The 21,341-nt window shown below is 61.3% G+C and carries 17 protein-coding genes and 1 pseudogene; 7 read left to right on the top strand and 11 right to left on the bottom strand.

Annotated features, from left to right (window positions below; translation table 11 throughout):
- Positions 1–19: 19 nt before the first annotated feature.
- Positions 20–1,252 carry a trans-sulfuration enzyme family protein gene (locus NKI21_RS16475; RefSeq protein ID WP_352866324.1) on the top strand — a complete coding sequence of 411 codons (1,233 nt, stop codon included), beginning with the start codon at positions 20–22 and terminating at the stop codon, positions 1,250–1,252.
- 52 nt (positions 1,253–1,304) lie between these two features.
- Complete coding sequence (locus tag NKI21_RS16470) at positions 1,305–2,207, top strand: dihydrodipicolinate synthase family protein (protein WP_352752658.1); 903 nt, start codon at positions 1,305–1,307, stop codon at positions 2,205–2,207.
- Between the two features lie 203 nt (positions 2,208–2,410).
- Here NKI21_RS16470 and NKI21_RS16465 read toward each other — a convergent pair whose 3' ends face one another.
- Both NKI21_RS16465 and NKI21_RS16460 read right to left on the bottom strand, forming a co-directional pair.
- Positions 2,411–2,602, bottom strand: a complete 192-nt coding sequence (locus NKI21_RS16465; RefSeq protein WP_352582421.1) for a hypothetical protein — start codon at positions 2,600–2,602, stop codon at positions 2,411–2,413.
- A 140-nt stretch (positions 2,603–2,742) separates the two neighbouring features.
- A complete protein-coding gene (locus NKI21_RS16460) occupies positions 2,743–2,985 on the bottom strand; it encodes an ATP-dependent DNA ligase (protein ID WP_023766628.1) in 243 nt (80 codons plus the stop codon).
- Positions 2,986–3,377: 392 nt separating this feature from the next.
- Between NKI21_RS16460 and NKI21_RS16455 the strand changes: the two genes are divergently transcribed.
- The 3 genes from NKI21_RS16455 to NKI21_RS16445 all read left to right on the top strand — a co-directional run bounded on the left by NKI21_RS16455 (position 3,378) and on the right by NKI21_RS16445 (position 9,253).
- A complete protein-coding gene (locus NKI21_RS16455; protein WP_023689394.1) occupies positions 3,378–3,836 on the top strand; it encodes a (2Fe-2S)-binding protein in 459 nt (152 codons plus the stop codon).
- Positions 3,837–3,839: 3 nt separating this feature from the next.
- Positions 3,840–6,050, top strand: coding sequence for a xanthine dehydrogenase family protein molybdopterin-binding subunit (locus NKI21_RS16450; protein WP_352866320.1), 2,211 nt, complete (start codon positions 3,840–3,842; stop codon positions 6,048–6,050).
- A 1,139-nt stretch (positions 6,051–7,189) separates the two neighbouring features.
- Positions 7,190–9,253: a carbamoyltransferase family protein gene (locus NKI21_RS16445; protein WP_352866443.1), complete on the top strand. Its 2,064-nt coding sequence runs from the start codon at positions 7,190–7,192 to the stop codon at positions 9,251–9,253.
- Between the two features lie 115 nt (positions 9,254–9,368).
- Here NKI21_RS16445 and NKI21_RS16440 read toward each other — a convergent pair.
- The 3 genes and pseudogenes from NKI21_RS16440 to NKI21_RS16430 all read right to left on the bottom strand — a co-directional run.
- A pseudogene (locus NKI21_RS16440) lies at positions 9,369–9,864 on the bottom strand (transposase); the annotation flags it as partial.
- Between the two features lie 817 nt (positions 9,865–10,681).
- Positions 10,682–11,320, bottom strand: a complete 639-nt coding sequence (locus tag NKI21_RS16435; RefSeq protein WP_352866318.1) for an FMN-binding negative transcriptional regulator — start codon at positions 11,318–11,320, stop codon at positions 10,682–10,684.
- Positions 11,321–11,369: 49 nt separating this feature from the next.
- Positions 11,370–12,014 (bottom strand): helix-turn-helix domain-containing protein, encoded by a 645-nt coding sequence (locus NKI21_RS16430; protein ID WP_352866316.1) that lies wholly within the window; start codon positions 12,012–12,014, stop codon positions 11,370–11,372.
- Positions 12,015–12,103: 89 nt separating this feature from the next.
- Here NKI21_RS16430 and NKI21_RS16425 point away from each other — a divergent pair, with 89 nt between their 5' ends.
- Together NKI21_RS16425 and NKI21_RS16420 are read left to right on the top strand one after the other, a co-directional pair.
- Positions 12,104–13,249 carry a trans-sulfuration enzyme family protein gene (locus tag NKI21_RS16425; RefSeq protein WP_023740430.1) on the top strand — a complete coding sequence of 382 codons (1,146 nt, stop codon included), beginning with the start codon at positions 12,104–12,106 and terminating at the stop codon, positions 13,247–13,249.
- Between the two features lie 547 nt (positions 13,250–13,796).
- Positions 13,797–15,443: an MFS transporter gene (locus NKI21_RS16420; protein ID WP_023809301.1), complete on the top strand. Its 1,647-nt coding sequence runs from the start codon at positions 13,797–13,799 to the stop codon at positions 15,441–15,443.
- 754 nt (positions 15,444–16,197) lie between these two features.
- Here NKI21_RS16420 and rlxS read toward each other — a convergent pair.
- The 6 genes from rlxS to NKI21_RS16390 form a co-directional block, all read right to left on the bottom strand.
- Positions 16,198–18,168 carry a relaxase/mobilization nuclease RlxS gene (gene rlxS / locus NKI21_RS16415; protein ID WP_352866314.1) on the bottom strand — a complete coding sequence of 657 codons (1,971 nt, stop codon included), beginning with the start codon at positions 18,166–18,168 and terminating at the stop codon, positions 16,198–16,200.
- 187 nt (positions 18,169–18,355) lie between these two features.
- A complete protein-coding gene (locus tag NKI21_RS16410; RefSeq protein ID WP_502895917.1) occupies positions 18,356–19,012 on the bottom strand; it encodes a lytic transglycosylase domain-containing protein in 657 nt (218 codons plus the stop codon).
- A 17-nt stretch (positions 19,013–19,029) separates the two neighbouring features.
- Positions 19,030–19,578, bottom strand: a complete 549-nt coding sequence (lepB, locus tag NKI21_RS16405) for a signal peptidase I (protein WP_023762781.1) — start codon at positions 19,576–19,578, stop codon at positions 19,030–19,032.
- Positions 19,575–19,844, bottom strand: a complete 270-nt coding sequence (locus NKI21_RS16400; RefSeq protein WP_023735797.1) for a helix-turn-helix transcriptional regulator — start codon at positions 19,842–19,844, stop codon at positions 19,575–19,577. The genes lepB and NKI21_RS16400 overlap by 4 nt, the downstream gene beginning before the upstream one ends.
- Before the next feature lie 169 nt (positions 19,845–20,013).
- Positions 20,014–20,337 (bottom strand): DUF736 domain-containing protein, encoded by a 324-nt coding sequence (locus NKI21_RS16395; RefSeq protein WP_023762782.1) that lies wholly within the window; start codon positions 20,335–20,337, stop codon positions 20,014–20,016.
- 502 nt (positions 20,338–20,839) lie between these two features.
- On the bottom strand, positions 20,840–21,331 hold the full coding sequence (locus NKI21_RS16390; protein ID WP_352866309.1) for a hypothetical protein: 492 nt from the start codon (positions 21,329–21,331) through the stop codon (positions 20,840–20,842).
- Between the last annotated feature and the right edge of the window lie 10 nt (positions 21,332–21,341).

The raw sequence follows: 21,341 nt of genomic DNA, 5'->3' as shown, positions 1-21,341 counted from the left end.
GAGAGATCGCAGAGGCCGAATGACCAGCTCCCATCAATCCGAAACCGATGCTCCCACGGGGTCGCTCAACCGCACCAGCCCCGGATTTGCCACCCGGGCGATCCATCATGGCTACGATCCGGCCGGCTTTTCCAATGCCGTCCAGCCGCCAGTGTTCCTGACGTCAACCTATGGGTTCGAAAGCGTGGCAGCAAACGATGCCGCCGCCGCCCTTGGTGGACGGCTCTATGCGCGCGAATACAATCCCACGACCGAGATCCTCGAGCAGCGGCTCGCGAATCTGGAAGGAGCCGATGCGGGGCTGGTTGTTGCCTCGGGGATGGCGGCCTTCGGCACTCTGATCCTGTCGCTCCTGTCCCAGGGCGATGAACTCATCGTCCACAAGACGCTTTATGCGAACACGCTTGCCATGGTCGAACAGGCGGTCCCCCGCTTCGGCATCAAGGTCGTCGCGGTCGACCTGTCAAATCCCCACAATCTCGATGCTGCGATCACCGAGCGGACGCGGCTGGTTTTCTTCGAGACGCCGGTGAATCCGCTGAGCCGCATCCTCGACATAGCGGCAATTGCCGAGCGCGCTCACGCGCGCGGTGTAAGGGTTGCAGTCGACAGCACCTTCGCCTCGCCCGCGCTCCAGCGACCGCTTGAGCACGGGGCGGACATCGTGCTCCATTCGCTGACCAAGTACATCAATGGTCATGGCGATGCCCTTGGCGGGGCGCTTCTCGGCGACGCCCAAACGCTCCGTACGCTGCATGAAACGGGCCTGCGCTACATCACCGGCGCAGCGCTCTCGCCCCTGTCAGCTTTCCTAATCCTGCGCGGTCTCAAGACGCTGACGCTGCGTATGGAACGGCACAGCGCCACAGCCCTTGCGGTGGCTCGGGCGCTGGAAGCGCACCCGGCGGTGGCATTTGTGAGTTATCCGTTCCTCGACTCGCACCCTGATCAGGTGACGGCGCGAAAACAGATGTCCAACGGATCGGGCATGTTGGCCTTTGGCCTCCACGCTGGATACGAAGGAGCGCGCCGGATGATGGACCGGCTCAACCTGATCATTCGCGCCGTCAGCCTCGGCGATGCCGACAGCCTCATCTATCATCCAGCAAGCCTCACCCGTGCTCGGCAGCCGATCCGCAAGGATGCCCATTTGGCCGATGGAGTCGGCGAGGATCTCATGCGTCTCTCGGTGGGGCTTGAAGACGCTGATGACCTGATCGCCGATCTGCGGCGGGCTTTGGACGTCTTGTAATGACCTGGCGTGCGGCCACCTCTGCGCTCACACATAGATCTGGAGCCTTGCCATGGCATTCCTGAGCGGTCTTTCCGCGTTCCCCATCACCCCGACCAATCGTGACGGCCGCGTCGATAGCGTTGCCCTGCGCAGGCTGATTGCTCGGCTTGGCATTGCTCAGGTCGATTCCATCGGTCTTCTCGGCAGCACCGGCACATACATCTATCTGTCGCGCGAGCAACGGCGGCGGGCGCTCTCCGAGACCTTGGACCAAACGGCGGGGCAAATGCCGGTCGTGGTGGGTGTGGGCGCGCTGCGCACCGATGAAGCCGTGGGGCTCGCGCAAGACGCCAAGGCCCTTGGAGCAGCTGCGGGTTTGCTTGCCGCCGCCTCCTACACCCCGCTTACTGATGACGAGGTGTTCGAACATTTCTCCACTGTGGCGCGCGAAAGTGGCCTGCCGATCGTCGTTTACGACAATCCAGGAACGACGCATTTCCATTTCAGTCCACCCCTTGTCAGCCGCCTGGCAAAGGTGGCTGGGATTGTCGCCATCAAGAATCCGACAGACAAAAGCGATGCGATCAAGAACCATCTGACCGCCCAGAGGCGCACACTGCCGGAAGGGTTCTCGATTGGCTACAGCGGCGACTGGAACGCCGCCGAGGCCATGATCGCCGGCGCCGACACATGGTACAGCGTCCTCGCGGGCATCCTGCCCGAGGTCTGCATGACGATCGTCACAGCGGCGCAACAGGGCGACGCGGCCGAAGCGCGACGGATCAATGCCGCGCTGGTCCCGATCTGGAGCGTCTTCAAGGAGTTCTCGAGCCTTCGCGTCGTCTATGCACTCGCTGAATTGCTCGACATTTGCAGTGCCGAACCCCCGCGTCCCATCCTGCCTCTGCCCCCAGCAGCGAAGCGCCAGATCGCCGCCGCGTTGAAAGGTTTGCCATCGGATGCCAGCCGGTGAACAGCAAACCCCGTTCGGCAAGTGAAAGGAAGTGCATGTATTTACCCGCTCATTTCGAGAATTGATCGAAAACAACGCACTCGGCGTGCTGATAGCCATGGCTGGAGCGGTCTCGACGCCAATCACACCCCCTTCGAACTCGACAATCGACTGCGGAGGTACAGACTGCGCAGGGCACTCCGCCCATGCCGCACCGTTCGCCTTCAAACTAGGAATCGGTGTTTACCCATTTGAATGGCATCGAGCCGGCGCTTTACTTCCGGCCCGGTGCGCGCATTGAAGCCGGTGCCAATGCCGCCGGCGAACACCAGATTTCCGTCCTCGACATTCGCCAGAGCACGCTTCCCGACCGCCGTAACTGTTGCCGGGTTCGCAGCCGATGACGATGAACTCATCACTCAGCACGCATTTTGTCTCACCCATTCTTGGCGCCGGCCGGATCGATATGGACTGACACGCAGCTTGGAGACGATGCCGTCGAGGCCGAACTGGCAGACTTGCGCGAGAATGTCGCTGCCGCCGCTGATCTCGTCGCTCAGAACGATGCCGTTTGGCGGCGTCTCAGCAGGTTAACTAGCGCTTTGCGCCGATCGACGAGTGGCCGATCGCGAAGACCCTCGCCGTCGATCTTGAGCAGGTCGAAGCCGGCAAGCATGGTCCTGACGTCTCCCGCCGCGGCCAAGAGCCCGCTGAAGACTGGGAATGCGCGACAAGCCTTCTGGTCAACGACGAACGCCTCACCGTCTATTATCGCGTCCGAGGCGCCGAGCTCGGCCACCGCCCGGGACGATAGCCGGAAACCTGAGGGTCCAGTCGTGGAGGTTGCGGGTCGAGGTAGGCCCCCATCGATAGTCGTCCCATTTCATTTCGTGTAGCCAATCAGGGCCCTGCCGGACGCGGCCGACCAGCGGTCGATGTTCGCGACGACCCGAATGTCCAGTCTCGTGTAACCCAGCCTAAAGCGGCCTGTCCGCCCAAAAAATGACATTCAGTTGCCTCCAGCCTTTCGACACGACCCACTTCACGATCTCGTAACTCGCCAACCTAGCGGCTTGTTGCTTGAGCTGCGCGTTCCTACGGTGTGGTCGCTAGGCCTCAGCAACAAGAGCTCGGTTGCCAGGCGGGCGGAGGCTCAACGAGATAGCCAGCTCAGGACAAGGAGAGCAAGCAATGGTCGCTTTTACCCTCAATGGCGAGGCGCGAACACTCGACGTCGATCCAGAGATGCCGCTGCTCTGGGCGGTCCGTGACGTCATCGGACTCACGGGAACGAAATTCGGTTGCGGGCTTGCCCAGTGCGGCGCTTGCACGGTTCACGTTAACGGCATGCCGACGCGCTCGTGCCAGACCGCAGTCGGCGACATCGAAGGAGCCTCGATCACCACCATTGAGGGTGTGTCGGGCAAGATAGGCGAAACGGTCCAGGCCGTGTGGGCCGAGTTCGACGTACCTCAATGCGGCTATTGCCAGTCTGGCCAGATCATGTCGGCCGTGGCCCTCCTTACAGAAACGCCTAAGCCGACGGACGATGATATTGATTCGGCGATGAGCGGCAACCTCTGCCGCTGCGCCACCTATCATCGCATCCGCGCGGCCATCCACGAGACCGCCAACCGGCTGGAGACTTGAGGCATGTCGCAGTTTCTCTCGAAGCATACTGCCGTGCGGCCCACGCGCCGCTGGTTCCTCGTCGGCGCGGGCGTCACCACCGGCGGCCTCGCAGTGGGCTACCGGCCAGTGCTGGCCGCGCCCGACATCGCACAAACGACCCCTGCAAAGGTTCAGGCGAACCCCTTCCAGACCTATGTCGAGATCACAAAGGAGAACCGAATCATCATCCACTCCTCGCAGTTCGAGATGGGACAAGGCTCCTATTTCGGCATCGCCACCCTGGTTATGGAAGAGCTCGACGGCGACTGGGCGCAGGTGGACGTGGTCGGCGGATATGGCAATACCGCGTTCTACGGCAATCTCGCCTGGGGCGGGGCCGCACAGGCAACTGGTGGCTCCACGTCGATGGGCTCGTCGTGGGAACGCTACCGCAAGGCGGGTGCTGCCGCACGGGCCTTGCTGGTGGCGGCCGCGGCGCAGCGGTGGGACGTGCCAGCCGGCGAGATCAAAGTCGCTTCCGGGGTCGTGTCGCACGCCTCAGGGATGCAGGCGCGCTACGGTGACCTGGCTGAAGCCGCAGCGGGAATGCCGGTTCCCGACGACGTGCCGCTAAAGCCGCGCGACAAGTGGGCCCAGATCGGATCGGACAGCCTCAAGCGCTACGATTCCGCCGGCAAGACCAACGGCGCGCAGACCTACACGATCGACCTCATGATGGAGGGACTCCAGACGGCCGTTATGATCCATCCGCCGAAGTTCGGCGCCGCGATCGAGAGCTTCGACGCAACCAAGGCCAAGGCACTCGACGGCATTGTCGATGTCGTCCAGACGCCGCGAGGCATTGCCGTGGTTGGCAGGGACACCTGGACGGCGCTGAAGGGCCGCGACCTCGTGGAGGTGACCTGGAACGAGGAGAAGGCCGAAGAGCGCGGCACGGCCGAGATCATGGCCGAATACAACAAGGCAGCAGACGATCTGGGCGCGGCCACCGCGCGCGACGACGGTAACACTCCCGCAGCGTTCGCCAGTGCTGAGAAAATCATCGAGGGGCACTACGAATTCCCCTATCTTGTCCATGCTTCGATCGAGCCACTCAACGCGGCCGCCCGAATCAACGAAGACGGCACCATCGACGTCTGGGGCGGACACCAGATGCCCGACCTTTATCAGGCGGCTGCCGCTCAGGTAGGCGGCACCACGCCGGACAAGGTGAGGCTGCACGTGATGAAGACCGGCGGCAGTTTCGGCCGCCGCGCGGTCTTGGATGCAGATGTCATTATCGAAGCTGTTTCCACAGCGCGTGCACTGGGACGCGGCAAGCCAGTGAAGGTGCAGTGGACCCGCGAGAATGACATGCGGGGTGGGCGGTACCGGCCGGCCTATGTGCACGCAGTCAAGGCGGGGCTCGACAAGAAAGGCAATGTCGTCGCTCTCCATGACCACATCGTGGGCCAATCGGTCTTGGGCGGTTCGACCTCTGCGGCGATGATCAAGAACGGCATCGATCCAACCTCCGTAGAGGGCGCCACCAACCTGCCCTATGCGATCCCGAACCTGAAGGTCGAGCTGACCACCACGGACGTGAACATCCCGGTGCTGTGGTGGCGTTCGGTAGGCTCCACCCACACCGCTTACGCGGTGGAAACCCTGATCGATGAGCTCGCCGCCGCTGCGAACCGTGATCCGGTCGACTTCCGCTTGTCAATGCTCGGTCACCATCCACGGCATGCCGCCGTGCTTAAAGTGGCTGCTGAGAAGGCAGGCTGGGACAAGCCTCTGCCGGAAGGCCGTTTCCGCGGCGTGGCCCTGCATGAAAGCCTCTCGACCTATGTCGCCGATGTGGTGGAGATCACCCTCAACGATGAAAATGGTTTCAAGGTCGACCGCGTCGTCTGCGCGGTAGATTGCGGCACCGCGATAAATCCTGACCAGATTCGCGCTCAGATGGAGGGCGGTATCGGCTTCGGGCTAGGCGCGATCCTCCAGGAGGAGCTGACCCTGAAGGGCGGTGTCGTAGACCAAGAGAACTACGATACCTATACACCGCTCAGGATCGAGCAGATGCCGCGAGTCGAGGTGCACATTGTGCCGTCCGAGGAGCCGCCCACGGGAGTTGGTGAGCCAGGTGTGCCGCCGATCGGCCCGGCCGTCGCCAACGCGCTACGGGCGGCGACGGGCAAGACTATCCGCAAGCTGCCGATTATAAAGAACATGTCAGGAATGACACCATGAAACAGCCGCGATGAAGATCGCGCCGTTTTCGAACGCCTCCTGACAGGCGCTCATTTCCATTGGTCAAATTCCGGCGGCTGCCCGCTCCAATATCCGGTTTGGAGACGGCACCCCGTGTTTTGAACGACCACAGACGGGCCTTGGCGCCGGTTCCACTGAAGAACCGCTTTCGAGACGCAAACGCGTCCACTCCATGAAGAGCACAACCGTATAGCACCAGGAAGGCTAGCTACCTCCATCGCTTCGGAGACCCAGGAACCCTCAGAAAACCGAACCTCCCGAGCTCAGAGGCGCTCGTGATCACAATCGCGCTGGTGCGTGGATCATTGTTCAAGGGTTTGCCGATAGGCAGGCGAGATGGCCGATCGACATGATCTTCGCCCGATGCCCTACAAACACAATGCCAGCCGCTGTCACGGAGTCGCGAAGACGAAGGCAATGAGGGTCGACGCCGATACTCATCGTTTGGTTGACAGAGCGCTTGGAATGCCATGCGCTTCACATCGGAGTAGCCATCCGGGAAGCCTGAAGCGCTTTGAAAACGCATGTGCTGCGGCTGTTATTCATAGCGTGGATGACTTTGATCAAAACAATCGATTTCATCACTCTTCCGGAATCGTGCATGGACAAAAAAGAGCCTCACGCACCAATCACACGCTGCTCTATCGCGTGACGAAAGCTGCCTTAGGAATAATCCAAAGGAGAAAATCTTCGATGCGCCCTGACGTGCAGTGGAGGTCGTGCCGAGAAAGTGAGTTGCAACTGGCCGACAATGTCGGGCGGTGCGACCATGGTCGCTTCGGAGAATGAAATCGGGCCAGTTCACGGGGGCGGTACTGTTATTCGTCGACGGCCGCCCTTCCCAAGACAGGCGGCATCGCAAGTTGGTTCTGCCGATGAAAACAACATCGCCGGATACATGTCAGCAGCCGCTCAGGATTGGATGATCCAGCCAAGCTCTCGGCGTGATGGCACTGTGGGCGTCACAGTCGAAGCATCTCATTGATCGTTTATGGGGCTTTCTTCGATGCCGCTGATGCCTGACGGGCGGTCGCAGCTGCAGGCGACAACACGGCCTATTTAGTTGGAAACAGTCGAGGTAAGCCAATTTGGCTTCCCGTTACTATCTGGAGAAAGAAATGCTGTGCCTAGGAATCAGCGGCGGACTTGACCAAGTCCATGAAAACCGATTCGAGCGTCAGAACGCCTTTATGCACGATGGCGCCGCGGTGCTCGTCCGAGACGGAAAGGTGATAGCCGCCGTAGAAGAGGAACGCCTCAATCGAATCAAGCACTCGAACAAGCTGCCAAGTGGTTCGATTCAATACTGTCTCTCGACGGCCGGGGTTCAGCTCAGCGACATTGATCGTGTCGCGGTCTACGCCAGCGAGCCCTATGCCAACGCCATGCTTGAAGGTATGTCCGCTTCCCAACCGGACATTCTCTCCACTCCGTTGGATGCTAAAATGTTGGTGCAGAACCTGTTAGCGCGTGAGTTCGGCACTAAGTTGGACAGTTCGCGTATTTCATTCGTAGGTCATCATCAGGCGCACGCCGTGAGCGCCTTTGCAATGTCGGGCTTCGAACAAAGTCTCATTCTAGCGATTGATGGCTGTGGTGATTTCCTGTCGGGCCTTGTGGCGGTAGGGTCTGGCACAGAAATTACGCAAATCGAGGCTTTCCCGGAGGACAATTCTCTTGGGCTGTTTTATCTCGAGACGATCCGCTGTCTCGGCTACGGCATGTTCGACGAGTATAAGGTAATGGGACTCGCGCCCTATGGCGACCCCGCTCCCTATCGCGAGCTCTTCGAGCAGTTCTACGAGCTCTCCGCCAACGGTGGCTACCGTGTTCACCTCGACCGCATCGGTCCGGCGTTGCTCCGCAACATCGAGATCAGGCGAAAGGGAATGCCTTTCACCCAGCAGCATCGAGATGTGAGTGCGTCACTGCAGGAAGCGCTTGAGCGGATCGTGTTCCACATTCTCCGGCACCACCGTGAGGCCACCGGCATGAAGCGGTTGTGTCTGGCGGGAGGGGTAGCCCACAACTGCACGATGAACGGCAAGCTGCTGTATTCAGGGCTTTTCGAAGACATCTTCGTGCAACCCGCGTCTCACGACGCTGGCTGCGCATTGGGAGCTGCGCTGATAGTCTCTAACGAGATGGGCCGCCCCGCGCCGCGTGAGCGACTGCAGGAGGTCTATTGGGGTCCTGATCTCGGGAGCGACCGCGCCGTGGAACAGGAACTGAATGCATGGTCCGGACATCTCGAGGTTGAACGCTCTTATGACATAGCGAGCAGTGCAGCCCACTGGATCACCAACGGCGCCGTGATCGGCTGGGTGCAGGGTCGTTCGGAGTTTGGGCCACGTGCGCTGGGCAACCGCAGCATTCTTGCCGACCCTCGGCCCGCTGCAAACAAGGACCGGATCAATGCCATGGTCAAGAAGCGCGAAGGCTATAGGCCTTTCGCACCATCTGTGCTGGAAGAGGATGCGAGCGAATTTTTCGACCTCCCGGACGGTAAACACGAATTTCCATTCATGAATTTCGTCGTTCGCGTGCGTGACTCAAAGCGCGCCTTGTTGGGTGCCATTACGCACGTCGACGGTACGGCTCGGCTGCAAACAGTATCGCGCGATGCCAACCCCGCTTACTGGGAGGTCATCAATGCGTTCAAGAAGCGGACAGGCACTCCAATTCTGCTCAATACGTCCTTTAACAACAATGCTGAACCGATCGTGGATACGGTTGCAGACGCGATTGCCACATTTTTGACGACAGAGCTGGATGGACTTGTGGTCGGGCCCTTCCTGGTAAAAAAACGGGCTGCAACGCTGCAGGATTGGACTGCGCTTTCGATTTCATTGCCTCCCTCAGTCTCCCTCCATCAAACCCGTGCTTACACAGCGCGAGATCATCAGGAGACTGTCTGCGAGATTATTCCGAACCACTCCAGCATTGACAGTGTGCGAATTTCAAATGACCTGTTTAATCTGCTGATGCGGATTGAGGGCGAAGCCGTGTTAAGCGATCACCTCAATATAATTGCGCCGGATCAAGCTGAGCATGAAGCTCTGATGGAGGACCTGCGAAGACTGTGGGAGCAGCGCCTGGTTCGGCTGCATCCCTCACAAGCTGCTCGGATGGATCATGGGTCCGATCAAACGCCGGACCAGCCTAATAGGCTATCAATGTGATAGAGATGCCGCTCAAGCTCGGCCAATCAATAGTGTTCATCGACCCCGCCTGCGAGCTCACCGCTGTGATTAGGGGGGTCGAGGTCGCCCTGGTCAGTATGCTTAGGAATGCTAGGGTCTGGCCTCGATATTGAGCGGACTTCTGTGTCGAGAGGTCCAGCCCGCAGAACTTTAGAAACTGGCGATGATGACCTAAGCGGCGAAGATCGCCGGCTTCGGCAATGACGGTCAATGCCTTGATCGGTCCGATGCCCGGGATTTGTCGCAGGAGCTGATAATCCTGGCTGTGCCGCAGCAGATCGTCGGCCTGTGCTTCGATCTCATTGCGGTGCCGGATCAGGCTGCGTGCTTCGTCAATGACCATCCGGAACATGCGAATGGCAGGCGCATCAAGTGGCAGCGGCAATCCGATCGATGGGCGCGCCGTCTCGAAAATATCCATCAGAATCTGTGTCTTGCTGACCTTGCGGCCGACGACATCCCAAGCTGCTGCCACAAACTCCTCCTTCGTCAGCGCCGTGATGCTTGCTGGGGTCGAAAAGGGCTCGCAGCGGATCATGGTAGACCTGCGTCGCCTGGATCCTGAGCATGTGTAGGATCACCTGGGCATCGATCTTCTTGCCGAATACGACGCCGAAGGCCTTAAGAAGCCCAGGCATCTGTTCTCGATTTTGCCTACTAGGCTGACGAGAAGGTCGCGTGCCGACAGCAGCACCCGCACGACACAGGTGCCGTGGCTCTTGGTGCGAACCTGCTTAAACCATCCGGTCCGTCCGATCTGGCAAGGCCCGCCGCTCGTCGGGGCCCGATTTGTTCGGCATCATCGAGAGGGCGGCGCTTGACACGATCGGAAGTCCGCGCTTCGTTAACTCGTTCCAGAGCCAGACCGCAAGCGGTCACGGCTCCATGCCGATCCGCTCCGTCTCCGCAGTTCACAGTCCCGCCCGCATCTCCCGGTCGGGCCCGGGTAGCCATTGCGCTGCAAGGCGGGTCTGATCGCTAGGGCGGCGCCCGCCACCATCCCCATCATCGGTTCGGCGACATAGCCAATCATCTCCCGTAAGAGAAGTGCTTTCAGGCAAGTTCCGCAGGTTCAAGGAGATCGTTGACGGCGCCGCCACTTGGGAGCTGCGTCGAGTGCATGGTCGAGCTTGCCGCCCAAGGTACGTGGCTTCGAAACGCGTGCGATTGCGCCTCATTCAAGACCGGTAGCGGGTGGTCGCCGACATACAACGGGGCGCAGGCGACTGAAACGAACCCGTCGGCCACTACGGAGCAATCCTGCCGCCTGACCAGGCGCGTGGGAAAGTATCACAACGGTGACCACAGCGTCGCTTCAGGCCGTCAAAAGCTATTGCCGTGCGTCAAGGCGGGCTAGGTGACCCGTCGGAGGCCGGCACCAGCGGCTTTGTCCGGACAAGACAAATGCTATTGGGATTTGGCCGCCGCAGCCGCGAGCATCGCTTCTCCCATCGCAATGGCCCCTTGGGCACGCAGCATTTCACCAGGGTTCTGAATGTCGCGCAAGTCTTTGTTCTGGCTGAGTTTTGATTTTCCAACCAGGCCGGTGATCTCGATCTCCAGGGCGACGATTGCCTTGACCATCGTGTCGATGAAGTCCCTCGGCGCGTCGCCCATCTTCCATGGGACCGGCTGCGAGGTTTCTTGCATATGAGTGAGCTTCGCCACGTTGCGGCGCACATACCGCTCATCATCCCGGACAGTGATGCGTCCGTGGGCATGGACGACGAGATAGTTCCACGTCGGCACCTGCTTGTGGAATTCATGCTTGCTTGGATACCAGTTCGGCGAGATGTAAGCGTCGGCCGCACGGAAGATTACGAGAACCTCATCGCCATTGGCGACTTCCTCCCAGACTGGGTTCTTGCGAGCGACATGGCAATTGAGAACGCCCTTGTCTCCCTTCGAGCGGTCAAGCTCGAAGGGGAGGTGGTTCGCGTCCAGTGTGCCTTTGCTTTGGGTGACGAGGATACCAAGCGGGTGTTTCTCGATAAGCTCGAACAGGGCGTTCTGATCAGGGACGGCAAAATGAGGCGGAACGTACAACGGTTTATCTCCTGTCGCGAATGTGCGGTTGCTAGTAATCGGCGGAGCCTTACCGAACGGGCTCCTGAATCTTCGCTGCCGTCGACGAGTGCCCCGGATCTCGGTGTCCACCGCGCTCAAGAACCGCCATCGAGAAATGGGCGGGCACATCAGATGCCGCCGCGTATGAGTGCGGTTGGTCAGTGACAAGCCGCGCACTCTCGCCTTCGCTTAAAATGACCACATGGGTACCTACCACAACGCTCAGGGCACCCTGACTGACCGAGATCAACTCGCGCGTATCCGGACTATGAGCATCCGCGGAAAACACGTCGCCCGGCATAATGACCCAGCTCCACAATTCGAACATCGTGCGTCCCGAGGTCGACGAATGCAGTTGTGCAGAGCTTCCCTTGGCGCTCGTCCAAAGCCTCCTGGTCTCTGTCCGCTCGATGGGAAGGCACACCGTGGAAGGGTGCTCGTTCAACAAATCGGCCACCGAGAGCGAAAACGCCGCCGCCAGCCGACACAGTATGCCGATACTGGGGTTCGCCCTACCCTGCTCCAGCGCGACCACGGTTCCCTTGGACAGGCCGCTTAGTTTAGCCAGTCGATCCAGGGTCAGGTTTTGGTCACGCCTCAAGTCTCGGATCCGGGCCGCTATCGCTTGCCCAAGGACCTGCTCGGCATCAAAGGCTGTCGTAACATCGGTCATTATATTGACTTAGGACCTCGGCTCACCTATTGCGGTCAGTATAATGACCGGGGCGAAATTGCAACTGCCCGTTAGGAAGGAAATAACCGATGCGTTTTGAGACGAAGGCGATCCACTGCGGCCGAGGGGTCGACGCGTCCACGGGGGCCGTATCCATGCCGCTGCACACCAGCACGACGTTCGAACGCGGCGTCAACGGGTCATTTCCGTCCGGCTTCGAATACACAAGGGATGGAAATCCTACACGCAATGCGTTCGAGGCGGCCATGGCGACGCTTGAGGGAGGGGAAGACGGCATCGCCTTCGCTTCGGGAATGGCCGCAATCGCTGCAGTATTCGAGAGCCATCCGTCGGCGGGTCGGATCGTTCTGCCGGATGACATGTATTTCGGCATTCGTTCGCTGATCGAAGAGACCGACATTGGGTCTCGCTTCGACTTTGCCCCAGTCGACATGCGCGATTTGGACGCTTTGCGCGCCGCGGTGACATCGAAGCGGACTGGCCTCGTCTGGATCGAGACGCCGTCAAACCCGATGATCCGCGTTGTCGACATTGCGGCCATCTGCGCAATCGCGCACGAGGCAAACGCCTTGGCGGTGGTGGACAATACGTGGGCCACCCCAGTGCTTCAACTGCCACTCGAAATCGGGGCAGACGCGGTGATGCACTCGGCGACAAAGTACATTGGCGGCCACTCGGATTTGATGGCCGGTGTCGTCATTGTCCCAAACGCGTCACCCCTCGGTCGCCCATTGCGGATGGTCCAGAAACACAAGGGCAGCGTCGCAGCGCCCTTCGACTGTTGGCTGGCGTTGCGGGGTCTGCAGACATTGCCGGTCCGCATGCGCGCCCATTGCGAAGGCGCCCAGAAAGTGGCCGAGGCCCTGGCGTCTCATCCCCGCGTCGAAAAAGTGCTCTTTCCTGGTCTGCAAACTGATCCGGGACACGATCTTGCTACGCGGCAAATGAGCCATTACGGAGCGATGCTATCTTTTATCGTCGAGGGCGGAGCCGATGCTGCAATGGCCGTGGCCGGCCGCCTGAAGATTGTTGTCCGGGCGACAAGCCTTGGCGGGACGCATTCTCTGATTGAGCATCGCGCATCCGTTGAAGGTGCGAAGTCCAAAGCGCCAGGTGGATTGCTGCGAATTTCTGTAGGGCTTGAACATCCTCAGGACATTATCGATGACCTGATGCAGGCCCTAGGCGAAACCTGCAAAGCGGGAGTCCAATGACGGGTGCAAGACTCTGGCGCCGCTTTATGTGGCGGCTGGCGCAGCCGACGATCGGCAGAACAATGTTCCTGCTGAGTAGAACGCACGTCCTCTGGTGAACCGCTACCGCCGTGTCGCATCGTCTCGGGCGCGTGGTCGCATGGGTGATGAACGTCTTCGGGTTTCTGGACGATGGCCACGCGCCCGACCGGAAGCGGAAATACCCGGATTTTGCCGTTGACCTGCTGATGCTCAACCTCGTCGGAGATCGCGGTCAACAGATGGGATGGATGTGCTGGCACTACGGCAGTTTGACAAGCCGGCCATCGGGGCGCTAGCACCGTCCAAAGCCAAGAGTCGCAGGGCAGAACTGACCGCACCAAGCGGGCTGCGGGACCCATCAGCTAACGGCCAGGTTGGTACCTCAACGCGCATCAGCACCGTGGATGCCACATTGTCCTTGTTGCGAGCGCGATCTCGGAACTTCGTTGTGACGCAGTCAGTGCACAGAGCCGCACCGCTGCAAGCAAATGAGCGGAAGAACGACACCCAGTGGAGGCGAGAAGTGATGCGGCGTCAAGATCCTCCGCGCTTTGCGGCAAACACACTGATCCCTCTTCACAACCCGGTCTTTCGTTCTATCTGGACAGCCACGCAGATATCCAGCCTTGGCTGGCTGGTGCAGAGCGTGGCTATAAGCTGGCTCATGGCCACGATTTCAGCCTCCGATCTGATGGTTGCGCTCGTACAGGCTGCATCGACACTGCCCGCGTTCTTCTTGTCGATCCTTGCTGGAGCCATTGCAGACAGCTTCAGCCGCCGTGGCGTGATGCTTGCCGGACACTGCCTGATCGCACTGGCATCCACGGCGCTGGCACTCTCTGTGGGACTGGGCTTTGCTAGTCCATGGCTGATCCTGGGACTGAGTTTCTTGGCCGGATGCGGCTTTGCCTTGAACGATCCAGCCTGGCACGCCTCGGTCGGCGATATCCTGGAAAAGCGCGACATACCCGCTGCAGTGACGCTGATGTCGGTGGGGTACAACGTGGTTCGGAGCATAGGACCGGCGCTGGGCGGTGTAATCTTAGCTTTGCTGGGCCCCCTTACGGCTTTCGCCCTCGCTGCGCTAAGTGACCTGGTCCCGTTGAGCGCTGTTTTGCGCTCACAGTGGCAAGTTCGCTCTTCGCCTCTTCCGCGCGAGCGGATGACTACGGCCATTCATGATGGCATGCGATTCACGGCGATATCCTCAGAGATCAGAGTGGCGATCGTGCGTGCAACCCTGTTCGGGCTATCAAGCATCTCGATCCTTGCTTTGCTCCCCCTCCTGGTTCGCGACCAACTGGCGGGAGGGCCAATTGTGTACGGCGTGCTATTGGCCGGCTTCGGCACAGGCGCCTTCATCGCCGGCATTGGCAGCAGCTACTTGAGACGCATCACGTCCCAGAACCGATTGATCACGCTCGCATCCGTTGCTTGCGCAACGTGCTGCCTTTTGATGGCCCTCACATCGTCGGTGGCTGTGGCGGCGATCGCGCTTGCAATCGGTGGCGCTGGCTGGGTTGTCACCTGGACCGGAACCGACGTGTGTGTGCAGTTGGCAAGCCCAAGGTGGGTCGTTGGTCGCACTCTGTCCATCTATTACGCCCTGACCTACGGCGGCATGGCAGCGGGTAGCTGGATCTGGGGTGCTGTCGCGCAGTACTATTCGCTGACGTGGGCTTTGGAAGGTGCTGCAGCGGCACTGTTGCTGGTCGCGGCTGTGGGAAAGCTATTGCCGGTGCGGCTATGGGAGGAATCGGATCAAGCGGCCGTCGACTTCAGGCCACCAGAACTGGCCCTCCCTTTGAAGCCCAGGAGCGGTCCGATCGTGATCAAGATGGAGTACTCGATACTCGAGGAGAGTATCGATGAATTTCTGAGCTGCATGCGCGAAAGGCGGCGCGTTCAGAGCCGCGCCGGTGCGCGGGACTGGACCCTCCAGCGCGACCTTCAGAAGTCGACGCTTTGGACCGAGACATTCCGCACGCCGACATGGACGGACTATCTTCGTCTAAACCATCGACTAACGGTGAATGACAGGGACATAGGCGAGCGCCTTGCCGCTCTGCACATGGGTGATTCTCCGCCTCGCATCTCACTTTCAATCGAGCGGTCGACAAGCCCCGCCCCCGGCAGCCAAGTCCAGCCTGTGCCTTTTGTATCGCGCCCGTGAGAAAATCAAGACTTGTCTGGGCTTGGACACGGAACGAGCTACTCCTTAATTTGTTGAGCCTGCCCGGATTGCAAATCGTTCCGGCCGGTTAGGCGAGCATGAGGATTCGCGTGGCAATTATGTCCATCACGGGTCCCATGTTCAGCCCGAGACCCCCCTCTCTGCCGCCAGATCGGCTTGAGCACGGATTCAGGTCGCCTGTCCTTTGCATAGCGGCGGGCAACGAATAGCAAGGGGGCGGAGGGTATCCCCGTCTGCGAAGCGGGCAGAGGAGGAATCCGCAAGGCGGGTTGCTGGGGAGACGAGCCGCGCGCCTCTTTCCGCCTAGTTTTCTCCCTTACAAAGTCCCCCCGGGACGGACTGCCAGTTCACGCCAGGGCCAACAGCATGCTCGCACGGGCGACCGCCGCGTCTGCCGGTCCTGCGAGTAGAATAAGATCGGGAAGTGCGGCTTCATCCTCGATGCCAGAACTCGCGTCGCCGTACCGCGGCCGCCAGAGCCCCTTGCGCTGTCACGAGTCAGCCCACCTTTCTAGCTGGCAGCCCATCGGGAGCCGATCCGCAGCACCTGTCGGCGCGCCTTCCGTGTCAACGCAGAACATGATGCATATTCCCAGCGCTTTTTGACAGAGCGAACTACAAAATGCAGAACACTGACTCTCCGCCAAATGAATGCTGCGAGCAAGCAGCAGGCGGAGGAACTCCGTCTGGGCTGAGTATGTGTTTCAACGCGGACAAATAAATTATAGCCAGTTCACGAAACGCCGGGCCCGCTCCTCTGGCGTCCGATCGTCCAGGAAATCCCCTCGGCGCGCACCACGCCAGACACCTCCTTGCCGATATGATGCTCAAGCACCGGCCGCCAAGGCACCAGCGTGAACTCGCGCGATTTCTCGATGACACCGTATTTTCCGCCGGCGAGCTCGACGCAGCAGCGCAGCGTTCCGTCTATTCGATTGCCATGCTGCGCTTCAGAATACGAGAGCCCGAGTTCGTCCGAGAGCTGACTGGCAACACGGTTCAGCTCTCGTTGGCGCAGCATTGAAAGCATGTTGGCGCGATAGATGACCCGATCCTGCGCATCATGGGCAAGACCTTGCGCGATCAGCCACTGCTGTCGGCGGGCCTGGACCTGACGTACTTCGCGACCGAAGCCAGAGTCGCGCAAGGACTCAGGGTGGGCTGATACCAGCTCCTGGTCGATCCAGGTGGCGCCGTCGAAGCCTACTTGGCTCTCCAGCGGCATTGATGAGAGCTTGTCGACGACAACAGGCTGGGCCCTCGCTCGCTGACGCTCATAATCCGCGACGCGGTTGAGATGGTCGGGCGCGACTGTCCATGTGCCGTCCGGCTCGCGCTCGACGCCACCGGTCGCACGGCGGATCGCCTCCAGTCGCCGCACGTGCGTTTCGGCAAAGCGTTCAGTGGCCGAGGGGTCATGCTTGAGATGGATATCGATGCTGTAGCGCCCGTCGTTGACCGTGGCGATGCCGGCAATTGTGCGGTCGACTTTTCTTGGCCCGGTGTCCCTCGGCTTGACCCGCACTATGCAGCCCTCTGGTGTCGGTTGGGTGGCCTCGCCTTTGCCGATATCAAAATAGTGGCTTTTGCCGTCCACGCCGTCGACGACGAGGTAATGGCGGTCAGTGATTTCGTCGGCCAGCCCGCGCCCGACGACACGTCCGACCACGGTTTGAGCCGACCCGTCGCATCGATCGTGAATAAGATGGTCGGCGGCACTGCGGACGAGCCCCTTGCCGGTCAGCTCGCGATGGATGGTCTTGACGATGTCGCCGCGCGCACCGATGCGGCGTAGCGTGGCTTCGAGCTCATCCTCCAGGCGCCAGCGACCGGCAGGCATCTCCTCGGCGAGGCCCATCCGCTCGAGCTTGCGCAGGCGGCCCTGGTGCAGCGTCTGGCGAAAGGTGTCTCGGCCGGCCGGTGAGACACACCCCTCATCGTCGCGCATGCGCATCAGCTGCCGGTCGATGCTGGTGAAGCGTTCCTGATCCATCTCCTGGCGCAAGCGCTGCTCGATCTCGCGGTCGGTGCGCGGGCCAAGGTCGAGGCTAACCAGTTCGGCTGCGCGCTCGCGCAAGCCAGAGGAGATGTAGTCCCGCGCTATGACGAGGTTTTCGCCGTGATCATCCCTGCCGCGCACGATGATGTGGGTGTGAGGATGGCCGGTGTTGAAATGGTCGACGGCCACCCAGTCTAGCCTGGTGCCGAGGTCTTCTTCCATTTGCGCCATGAGGCGCCGGGTGAGCGGCTTCAGGTCATCATACTCGATTCCGTCTTCAGGGGCGACGATGAAGCGGAACTGATGACGGTCACCGTTCGAGCGATCGAGAAAGGCCCTGCCGTCCGCGTGGTCATTGTCGGCAGCGTAGAGCTCGCCACGCTCGCCTTCCCGGGTGACGCCGTCGCGCTGGAGGTAGCGGAGGTGCGCACGAGCCCCGTCTACTCCCTTGCCGGCCAGCTTGACGATGCGTGCCTTGACGACTGCGCGCCGCTGCCGAAACGCCGCGTGGCGGTCGCGCGCTCTAAGAACGGCGGCAGCGGCCCCGCCGCGCCCCACCCGGCTTCCGATGAAGCGGCTGCCGCGTCCGCTCCTGCCGCCTGCTCGGTTGACCGCGGCCTGCACCTGGCCAGCGTAGCGTTTGCCCGCCTTCGAGCCGCGCCAGCCAATTTTGCCGAGCTTCGGCGTGAATTCGTCATCCTGCATGCGGCCTCCGATGAACCAGCAGCGAAATCAGAGGCTTGCCCGCCAGACCCTCCTGGACCCGGAGGCAACCTCCTGGGAAAACGATGTGCAGACAAACACTTGGCCGCCTCCAGGAGGCGCTGCCTTTATCTTGCCTTCCGCGCACATGCCCCCCTGGCCCCCGCCCGAACCACGCTAGCCGCTGCCCTCACCTGCGATCCGGCCGGCCTGATCTTGCTCGCTCCGATCCGAGCGGCACCAGGAGTTGGCCATTCGGGCCGGTCACGGAAACACCGTTTCGGAGAAAAAACAGCGACTGCCCGGACGGGATGCCCGGCGCGCTTTTGGAACGGGATTTGCCGGTGAGCGCGTCCATATCGGCGGCCGAAATGCCCGCCGCCTTGATCTCTTCCAGATACGAAACCGTCTCGCTAGGCAGCGGTCGCCCGCGCTGCAAATGCTGCTCGTAGCGCTCCGGCCCGGCGTTATAGGCTGCAAACAGGCCTGGAAATCCGAAGCGGTCATACATGGCGCGCAGATAGGCAGTGCCTGCCAGAATGTTGTCGCGAGGGTCGTGCGGGACGGCTCCCAGGCCAAGCTCTGCGCGCAACTCCTCGTAGGTGTCTGGCATCACCTGCATGAGGCCAATGGCGCCGGCGCTCGACGTGACCGGCCGCCCATTGAGCGTCGTCTGCCCCCGGCTTTCGGCATCCATGACGGCATAAATCCAGGTCTGTGGAATGCTGAAACGCCGGCTTGCTTCGGCTACGAAGGGCTGCCATCTTGCAAGCTGCGGACTATGGGAGATGACGACCGGCTTCGTGTTGGTCGCGGCGGAACAGGAGCATGGTGCGAGACACGCCATGCTCAGCATAAGGAGGGTCACTCGGTCCATAGCGGCACGAGCCTCCCGATGATGTTTTCGGTCGGCACCGGCCCGAAATAGCGGCTGTCGAACGAGCGATCTTTATCGCTGCCGAGCAGGAAAACCTCGTCGGCGGCGAGTTTTCGGCATGCATTCCACCAAGGCAGCGGACGGTGCTGCGTGTCGGTTGCAAGCCGGCGCGCGGCTATCTCGCCGCCGATGATGATGGCGTCGCCAAAGGTGCAGACATGCTCGCCGGGCAGCGCCGCAAGGCGCTTAACCAGCGGCACGTTGCTGGGCAGATAGAAGCGTTCGGCGGCGAGATCGGCAACCGGTCTTGGTGGGCGGACGAGTACGAGATCACCACGAGCGGGCGATCTGGATGCGACGCGATAGAGGCCGACCGGCGCACTCGCCGAGGCGTTCCAGACCAGCCAGGGCGATGGTTTGCCGAAGGCGGCGAAGCCGATCAGGCCAAGGCCGATTGTGGCAACGACGATCGTCTTGCGGGCTCGAATGCGCCGCAGATGGCTGCCGATCAGACGGATGGTGGGACGCCGGCTCATGAGCGGCCTCCCTCACCGGCCGAGCCGGATTCGTGCGCGCCATCCTCGGGCGCGGTCTCCTGCGCGTGCCCCTTCGACCAGTCGTCGAGTTCGTCGATGTGATAGCGGACATAGCGGCCGTGCTTGCGGAATTGTGGGCCACCGCCTTTGAGGCGCATCTTCTCCAGCGTGCGCTGGGACAGCCCGATATAGAAGGCCGCCTGCGCGGTGTTGAGAAACGGACTGCCCTTCTTGGCGCGGGCTGCGCGTTCGTTTTCGTCGTCCATGATGATCCTCGGTTCGTTACGGGCAAGCGAGGCGAGGATCGGCGAGCGAGATCGTTTTGGGGACGGGCGAAGAGTGGGGGGCGAGTTTTCGCCGCCCCTTCGGCGGCCTCACCGGTCCTGAGAGAGGCCCTGCGCCGGTTGGCGGCGCAGGGCTTTGCGGGTCGGCCGGTCAGTCGACCGGGTTCCAGATGATGGCGTAAGTGTCGTCGTCATCCTGGCCGGCGGCGCGGCCCAGATTGGCGTAGAGCTTGCGCGGGCCAAACTCGGGGGCCGCAATCGACAGGCTCACATAGTCCTTGCCGGAGGTCTCGCCGGTGCGGATCCAGGCCGCACCCACTTCGACCCCTTGCGTCAGCACCCGGAAGTCGGGATGGGTGTCGGCGCTCTTTGCCTGATTGGGCACGATGTCGATGTCGGCGCGGACGCTGAGCGTCTTGAGCTGGCCCTTGTAGCCGCCGTTTTCCTGTTTGGTGACGTATCCGATTGCGGTCATTTTCAGTCTCCTCTTGGTGCTCGCAGGGGACCATTCCCCTGCGATGGCGGACCGTGATGGGCGCGTCCGGACCGCCGGAACCGGCACGGCCGCAGCGATAGCGGAGGACCCGAGCGGGGAGCTTTTTTGAAGCGAAGCGGCGCGAGGAAGCCGCCGCAGGCGGCGGGGAAAAAAGCTGCCGGCGAGGGTTTCGGGCCGGCCGGATCCGCCCATAGGTCGTCAAGCCAGGCGCAGGGGAATGGTCCCTGAGACACAATGGAGACAGGTTGCGCGATCGGGGGCACAATAAGCAGGCGGCACTATGCAGGGGGCCGGCGGCGCAGGCTCTCTCGGCAACCGGATGTACAATTGGCCCCATGCGCCTGGCGCCTCAGCAAGCAATCCGGGGCGGTGCGGGGCTGCCGAAATGGGGGCGAATTGGCGTTGGAATTTATCGCACGCGGCACTGGCTCGGCAAGACGATCAATCGGAGCCGGCGCGGCCCGGAGCGGCGCGCGCGTCCTTAGCGGCAGTACTCGAGAAAACGCCGCTCGGGCCCTGATCGACTATTCGCCACGAACAGCGACTGCTTCCTTGCGCACAGATCGGCGAATAGGAAGGCCTCGCGGCTGGTGTAGCTTTCGGCCGGGAATTTCACCCAGCGCGGCAGCCAGGCCTCAAGCTGAGGCGGCTTCTCGATGTTCTTGCCGCCGATCTCGGTGAGCATCGAATCGGCGATTTCCTCGTCGCGCAAGCGATCGAAAGGCATCGTCCGGTTGCCACCATATGCCCACGACGCGCACGAGATTATCGTCGCCGAGCGCCCACCTTGCGCGCGAACATGCCGGCGGCAGCAAGGGGTCGCGATTGCCGCTGGCCACCACCGGGCAGGCCAACAGCTTGTGCCGCATTTGCCGAATGCGGCGTCAGCCTTGCAGCCGGCAAGGCTGGCAGTCACCGTCTCGTTGGCTGCGCGCTGCGACCCGGGGCGCACCTTGGCGATGCAGATCGGCATAATTCTGCAT

The sequence above is a fragment of the Mesorhizobium sp. M0715 genome (genome assembly GCF_040320355.1).
Lineage (GTDB): Bacteria > Pseudomonadota > Alphaproteobacteria > Rhizobiales > Rhizobiaceae > Mesorhizobium.
Note: the sequence above shows the minus strand (reverse complement) of the source record. Positions and strands in the feature narration are given on the sequence as shown.